The sequence below is a fragment of the Brevundimonas sp. genome (genome assembly GCF_018608325.1).
In the GTDB taxonomy this organism is placed as follows: Bacteria; Pseudomonadota; Alphaproteobacteria; order Caulobacterales; family Caulobacteraceae; genus Brevundimonas.
Genome location: NZ_JABAZW010000057.1, coordinates 479 through 5,481, shown reverse-complemented (window position 1 = coordinate 5,481; position 5,003 = coordinate 479). Strand labels below are relative to the sequence as shown.

At 68.5% G+C, this 5,003-nt stretch carries 2 protein-coding genes; one reads left to right on the top strand and one right to left on the bottom strand.

Annotation, left to right across the window (positions count from 1 at the left end; genetic code table 11):
* A partial coding sequence (locus tag QZ281_RS06060) for a cell wall hydrolase (protein WP_292225917.1) occupies window positions 1-1,025 on the bottom strand: 1,025 nt, incomplete at its 3' end.
* Between the two features lie 255 nt (window positions 1,026-1,280).
* Here QZ281_RS06060 and QZ281_RS06055 point away from each other — a divergent pair.
* Entirely contained in the window at window positions 1,281-4,985 is a 3,705-nt protein-coding gene (locus QZ281_RS06055; protein WP_292225915.1) for a PAS domain S-box protein, read from the top strand.
* The last annotated feature ends 18 nt before the right edge of the window (window positions 4,986-5,003 follow it).

The window sequence follows — 5,003 nt, the reverse complement described above, 5'->3', positions numbered from 1 at the left end:
CCCGCCATGCTGGCGACGCCCACCACGCGCTGATGGCCATCGATCTCGACCGTCTTCAGCGGCCCGGTCGGCGTCAGGGCCGCGTCGGCTGCGCCCGCGCTGGCCGTCATCATCCGTGGACGCGAGAAGCGGACTTCGTCGATATTCGGCTCGCGGCCCTGATAGACGGTGCGGAAGGCAGCGGTTTCGCCATAGACGCCCTTCCAGCGATAGAAGATGTGCGCCCCGATCTGGTTCACCTTGGCCACCGTCGACGCCCACCACGGGTGGACATAGTCGGCGTGATAATGGGTCGCCGTGCCGACCTGCTGGGCGACCTCGCCGTTCAGGGCCTTCTCGGCGACCTTGCGCGCCCGGTCCCAGGCCCAGGCGACCGGCGCCTGGGCCAGCGCGCCGTCACAGGTGAAGCTGAACTGGCAGCCCGTCGTCCGCTCCGCCCCCTCGAACACCACACCGCAGACCGTGTTGGCGTAGTTGGGATCGCGCACGCGGTTCAGCACCACCTGCGCCACCCCCGCCTGACCGGCGTCCGGCTCCAGCGCCGCCTCGTAATAGACCGCCTGGGTCAGACAGCGAAGGGCGCGACGGCGGTCTTCCGCGCTGCCCTTGAAGACAAAGGGGCGCGCGGGACGCAGCGCGCCCGCCACCACCGCCATGGCGGCGTTCAGCTTCTGGGCCTCCAGACCATATTCGCCCGGAACCACCTGCGCCTTGCCCGCCAGCAGCACCGCCTCCCAGTTGGGCGCCAGTCCGTACAGGGCGGGGATCAGCAGGGTCGGGTCATGACTTTGGGCCAGGGCTAATTGCTCCGCCGTCAGCGGCGCCGACAGCCCCCCTGCGGCCGTCGACACGGGCTTTCCGCCCACAGCCTGTGTCTGCACCTGGGCCGCCGCCGCGCGGTCGGCGTCGGGCCGTGCGGTCGACCCCGCAGACAGGGCCACGCCCAGCACGGCGCAGGCCGCCGGCAAGGCCGCCGCGCCGCGCCGCAGCGCCGCCCACATCGTGATCAGTCCGGACAGTTGCATTCAAAACCCAAAAAGCGACGCCCTATCTGATGAGGACGTCGCCATGTCCGAACCGTGCACGCGATTATGGGCGGTTTTCAGGCGCTCAACAAACCGCTGTTATCGATGCGGCATCAACGCTAACTAAAGCGCGTTGGGCGATGAGACGCCATGCATGCTCACCGCGACCGACGCCGGAACACAAGACCTGACACAGCGTTGGACAGCATTCGAACGCCGTCCGCTCGCGACGAGGCGGCTGGGGTCTGACAGAATATGAAGGCTGGGGGTATTCTGCAGCGCATTCCAAACGTCGATGAGGCCTTGCTGCGTCTGGCGCGCATCGATGTCTCGTCTCCGATGAAACAGGTCCTGGTGGGCCTGTGTTTCGCCGCCCTGGCGCTGGGCCTGCGCATTCTGCTGAAGTCGTTTTTCGGCGACATCACGGGTTTTGCGATCATGCTGCCTGCGGTGATGCTGGCGGCGTTGGCCGCTGGCAGGCTGGGCGGTCTGGTCGCCCTGACCGCCGCCCTGATCGGCGCCTGGGGCGTGATCGCCTTTGGGGCCGCCGCCGACGAGCACAGCCTGGTGCGTATTGTCGCCGTTCCCGCCACCGCCACCTTCATCTTCATCGGCCTGTTCTGCATCCTGGTCGCCGCCTCCCTGCGCAAGACCCTGACGCGGCTGGAGGCTTCGGCCTCCGCCCTGCGCCAGTCCGACGCCCGCGTGGACGAAACCGAAGACCGGCTGAAGGTCATCAGCGAATTCGCCCCCACCATGCTCTGGATGAGCGATCCCCAGGGGCACTGCGTCCACATGAACGCCGACCAGCGCCAGTTCTGGGGCGTGAAAGAAGGCAAGATCGACTTCGACGCCTTCGACTTCCGCAAGATCATTCACCCCGAGGACCACGACGCCTTCCTGGCGGATACGACCGACGCCCTGACGACGGGTCGACCGTTCGAGATCGAGGCCCGTCAGAGACGCGCCGACGGCGTCTATCGCATCGTCCGCTCGCATGCCCGTCCGCGCATCAACCGCAACGGCGACTATCTGGGCATGATCGGCGTCAATCTGGACGTCACCGATGCCCGCGCCGCCGAAAAGGCCCTGCGCGAGAGCGAAGTCCGTTTCCGGCTGACGGCGAACACCGCCCCTTCGCCCGTCTGGCTGACCAACGCCCAGGGCTCGGTCGAATTCGCCAATGAGGCCTTGGTGGAGTTCTACGGCCGCCCCGCCGACGAGATTCAGGGCCATATCTGGAAGGGCAGCGTCCACCCCGACGACGTCAGGACGGTGGCGGACGCCCAAGGCGTCGCCCGCCCGGCGCGCCAGCCCTATGGGTTCGAGGTGCGGTTCAGGCGCCATGACGGCGAATGGCGCTGGATGCGCGTCTCGGCCAAGCCCCGGTTCGACGACGCTGGCGTCTTCCTGGGCTATATCGGCATCTCCTTCGACGTCACCGCCACGCATGAGGCGCTGGACGCGCTGGGCCGCCAGGAGCGCCGCCAGACCTTCCTTCTGGCCCTGGTCGACCGGCTGCGCGACCTGTCCGATCCCGACGCCATCATGGCCATGGTCGAGAGCTCGCTGGGCGAACTGCTGGAGGCGGACCGCGTCGGCTATGGCGAGGTTGATCTGGACGCCGGGGTCATCGCCATGACCCGCGACTGGACGGCGGGCGTCGCCAGCGCCAGCGGCAAGTTCAGGCTGATCGACCTGGGCGCTGAACTGATTGAAGATCTGGCGTCCGGCCAGACCGTCCGCGTCGATGATGTCCGCACCGATCCCCGCACAGCCGCCGCCTGCGACGTGTTTGACGACATCCAGACGCGCGCCCTGATCCGCGCGCCCCTGATCCGGGCCGGCCGCCTGCGGGCCTATCTGTACGTCCATTCCACGACGCCCCGGGTCTGGACCGACGCCGAGGCGTCCCTTCTGGAAGAGGTCGCCGCCCGCACCTGGGCCGAGGTCGAGCGCGCTCGCGCCGAAGCCGAGACCCGCGAAAGCGAAGCCCGTTTCCGCGCCGTCGCCGACATTGCACCCGTCCTGATCTGGGTCAGCCGCAAGGACGGCTCCCGATCGTTCGTCAACCAGGCCTATTCCGCCTTCTACGGCGACCAGTACAAGGACGCGCGCGAGGCTGACTGGCTGGCGTCGGTCCATCCGGACGACCGCGAGCGGATGCGCCTGGCCTCACGCGAAGGCGAGGCCTCAGGCGGTCCCTTCTCGCTGGAGGCCCGCTATCTGCGCCATGACGGAGAATGGCGCTGGATGAAATCCTGGTCGCGCCCGCGCCGCAGCGGCTCGACCCTGCTGGGCTATGTCGGCGTGGCCTTTGATGTCACCGACATGCGCGAGGCCCAGGCGCGAATCGAGGAATCCGAGACCCGTTTCCGCATCGTCGCCGACAGCGCCCCGGCCCTGATCTGGATGAGCGACGACAGCGCACAGATGAATTTCGCCAACAGGCGCTACCGCAACTTCTTCGGCGTGCGGTCGTCACGTCAGTTGACCGACAGTTGGCGCGCCCTGATCCACCCGGACGACGAACCCGTGTTCAGCGCCGCCTATATGCGCGCCTTCGAGGCCCGCGACATCTTCGAGGCCCTGGCTCGCGTCAACCACCCCACCCTGGGCCTGCGCTGGCTGCGGACCGAAGGCGTGCCCCGTTTCGACGCCGAGGGTCGGTTCCAGGGCTATGTCGGCGCCAGCCTGGACGTCACCGACGCCAAACGCGCCGAAGACGACCTGAAGCGCATCAACGAGTTGCTGGAGGAGCGCGTCAGCGCCGCCCTCGACGAAAAGGCCCACGCCGAGGCTCAGCTGGCCCACGCCCAGCGGATGGAGGCGGTCGGACGCCTGACCGGCGGCGTGGCCCACGACTTCAACAACCTGCTGACCGTCGTGATCGGCGCGCTGGACATCATCCTGCGCAGCGAAGACCCGGCCAAGCGCAAGAAGCTGGGCGAGGCCGCACTGGCCGCCGCCCGACGGGGCGAAAGCCTGACGCACCAGTTGCTGGCCTTCTCCCGGCGCCAGGCCCTGCGTCCCGAGGAGATCGACCTCAACACCCTGATCCGCGAAAGCGCCCCCCTGCTGCGCCGGGCGGTCGGCGAGGCGGTCGATTTCAACCTCAGGCTCAAGCGCGGCGCCGCGCGCGTCCGTCTGGACCCGGCCCAGTTCGAGGCGGCCCTGCTGAACCTGGTCGTCAACGCTCGCGACGCCCTGGGCGACGTCACGGGCGGCCAGCGCGAAGGCGGCCAGGTCACCGTCCAGACCGCCGCCCGCCGCATAGACACGGGCGAGGTCGCTGAACTGCCGGCGGGCGACTATGTGTGCGTCACCATCTCCGACAACGGCCAGGGGATGTCGCCCGAGGTGATCGACCGGGTGTTCGAGCCCTTCTTCACCACCAAGGGCGTGGGCAAGGGCACGGGCCTGGGCCTCAGCCAGGTCTATGGCTTCGCCCACCAGTCGGGCGGCGGCGTGCAGGTCGCGTCCACCATGGGCCAGGGCGCCGCCATCACCCTGTTCCTGCCCCGGCTTGTCGCCAAGCGGACCAGCGTGCCGACCCTTCTGCCGCCCGCGCCGGACGTGCCCTTCGCTCAGGGGCGGCGTCTGCTGCTGGTCGAGGATGACGCCGCCGTCGCCGCCGTCGCCGTCGATCTGCTGGAAAGCTTCGGCCTTGAGGTTCAGCGCGCCGAGAACGGCCCGGCCGCGCTGGACGCGCTGCGCGCCAGCCGGTTTGACCTGATGCTGACGGACGTGGTCATGCCCGGCGGCATGAGCGGGGTCGATCTGGCGCGGCGATCGGCTCAGGACTGGCCCGAGATGCGCATCGCCCTGACCTCCGGCTATGTCGGCGAGGATGTGGACCAGATGCTGTCCAACAGCCCGTGGCCCTTCCTGCGCAAACCCTATTCCGCCGAGGCCCTGCGCAATCTGGTCGAAGGCCGCGCGCCCCAGCCCGCCGAATAATAGGCTTCAGACAAAGAA

Bases quoted from the DNA above. Each gene is read 5' to 3' on its own strand.
- QZ281_RS06055 (WP_292225915.1), top strand. From the start codon at position 1,281: ATGAAGGCTGGGGGTATTCTGCAGCGCATTCCAAACGTCGATGAGGCC.